This window comes from Aeromicrobium sp. PFPM2_SD2, assembly GCF_057364525.1.
This window is the reverse complement of record NZ_JBNFNZ010000428.1, coordinates 1-2070: the sequence shown is the minus strand read 5'-3', so window position 1 is coordinate 2070 and position 2070 is coordinate 1. Positions and strand designations below refer to the sequence as shown.

General features: G+C 74.0%; 2 protein-coding genes and 1 pseudogene. All 3 read left to right on the top strand.

The window, feature by feature from the left end; all coding sequences use genetic code 11:
- Positions 1–135: 135 nt before the first annotated feature.
- Positions 136–417, top strand: a pseudogene (locus AC2W7G_RS14640) (proton-conducting transporter transmembrane domain-containing protein); the annotation flags it as partial.
- Between the two features lie 101 nt (positions 418–518).
- Entirely contained in the window at positions 519–1250 is a 732-nt protein-coding gene (locus AC2W7G_RS14635) for an NADH-quinone oxidoreductase subunit N (protein ID WP_485869084.1), read from the top strand.
- 37 nt (positions 1251–1287) lie between these two features.
- Positions 1288–2070 (top strand): polyprenyl synthetase family protein (locus tag AC2W7G_RS14630; protein ID WP_485869083.1); only part of this gene is annotated, 783 nt, incomplete at its 3' end.

The window sequence follows — 2070 nt, the reverse complement described above, 5'->3', positions numbered from 1 at the left end:
CAGCCTCGGCGGCGCCTCAGCGCGTTCACCGGCCGGGCCGCGGACGCGCCCGGGGTCGTCGGCGAGGCCGAGGCGACCCGCCACCGGCTGGAGCACACCGAGGTCTTCCCCCTGGCGCTGTTCGCCCTGCTCGGCATGATGCTGTTCGCCGCGAGCACCGACCTGCTCACCATGTTCGTCGCGCTCGAGGTGCTCAGCCTGCCGCTGTACGTGCTGTGCGGCCTGGCCCGGCGCCGCCGCCTGCTCAGCCAGGAGGCCGCGCTCAAGTACTTCCTGCTCGGCGCCTTCTCGTCGGCGTTCTTCCTCTACGGCGTCGCCCTGCTGTACGGCTACGCCGGCGGCTTCGGCCTGGGCGAGGTCGCCGACGCCGTCGCGGCGCGCACCGACGAGCGTCCGCTGCTGCTGGCCGGCGTCGCGATGCTCGCGGTCGGCCTGCTGTTCAAGGTCGGCGCCGTGCCGTTCCACAGCTGGACGCCCGGACGCCTACCAGGGCGCCCCCCACGCCGGTCACCGCGTTCATGGCCGCCGGCACGAAGGCCGCGGCGGTCGTCGCGCTGGCCCGCGTGCTGCTCGTCGCCTTCGGCGGCGCCGAGTGGGACTGGCAGCCCGCCTTCTGGGCCGTCGCCGCCCTCACCATGCTGGTCGGCGCGATCGGGTCCATCGCCCAGGGCGACGTGAAGCGGATGCTGGCCTACTCCTCGATCGCGCACGCCGGGTTCATCCTGGTCGGCGTCGTCGGCGCGCACGGGGGCGACGGCATCACGTCCGTGTCGTCCGCGCTGTTCTACCTGACCGCCTACGGGGTGGCGACGATCGGCGCGTTCGGCGTGGTCATGCTCGTGCGCGACGCCGGCGGGGAGTCCACGGACCTGGACACCTGGACCGGCCTGGGCCGGCGCGCGCCCTGGCTCGCCGGCGCCTTCGCGCTGTTCATGCTCTCGTTCGCCGGCATCCCGCTGACCGCCGGATTCATCGGCAAGTGGACCGTCTTCAGCGCCGCCTGGGCGGGCGGCCTGTGGCCGCTGGTCGTGCTCGGCGTGCTGGTCTCGGCCGTCGCCGCGTTCTTCTACGTGCGGGTCGTCCTGACGATGTTCTTCGACGAGCCGCGGGCGGACGGGCCGCTGCTCGCCGTGCCGGGGGCCATGACTACCGTAGTGGTCACCGTCGCCGCCGTGGCGACGGTGGCGCTCGGTGTGATGCCGGGTCCGGTGCTCGATCTGGCGCAGCAGGCAGGCGCGTTCGTCCGGTGACCCGCGTCCCCCCGGACCTAGGAGAGTGTGCGGCCCGATGAAGCTCGGCGTGTCCTTCACCGACGAGGTGCTGGAGGCCCGCGTCCAGGCGGGCGTCGACCGGGTCGAGGCACGGCTCCAGGAGGCGGTGACCCGCGACGAGCGGTTCGTCGCCGAGATCACGTCGCACCTGCTCAACGCCGGCGGCAAGCGCTTCCGCCCGCTGCTCGCGCTGCTGGCCGCCGAGTTCGGCGACCCGGCGCGTCCGGAGGTCGTCGAGGCGGCCGCGGTCGTCGAGCTGACCCACCTGGCCACGCTGTACCACGACGACGTCATGGACGAGGCGCCCAAGCGCCGCGGCGCCCCGAGCGCGAACGCCCGCTGGGACAACTCGCTGGCCATCCTGGCCGGCGACTACCTGTTCGCGCTGGCGTCCGACATCGTCGCCGACCTCGGTCCCGAGGCGGTCCACATCCAGGCGCGCACGTTCTCGCGCCTCGTCCGCGGCCAGATCCACGAGACGCTCGGCCCGGCCGAGGGCGACGACCAGCTGCGCCACTACCTCGGCGTCGTGGCCGACAAGACCGGCTCGCTCATCGCGGCGTCCGCGCTGATGGGTGCGCGCGAGGCCGGCGCGTCCGAGGACGTGCAGTCCACGCTGGCCGAGTACGGCGAGCGCATCGGGCTGGCCTTCCAGCTGGCCGACGACGTCCTCGACGTGGCGGCCGACTCCGAGACGTCGGGCAAGACGCCGGGAACCGACCTGCGCGAGGGCGTCCCGACGCTGCCGACGCTCGTCGCCGCCCGGTCCGACGACCCCGCCGACGCGCGCCTGCTGGCG

Excerpts from the sequence above, each read along its gene's own strand:
- AC2W7G_RS14635 (WP_485869084.1), top strand. The coding sequence starts at position 519 with ATGGCCGCCGGCACGAAGGCCGCGGCGGTCGTCGCGCTGGCCCGCGTG.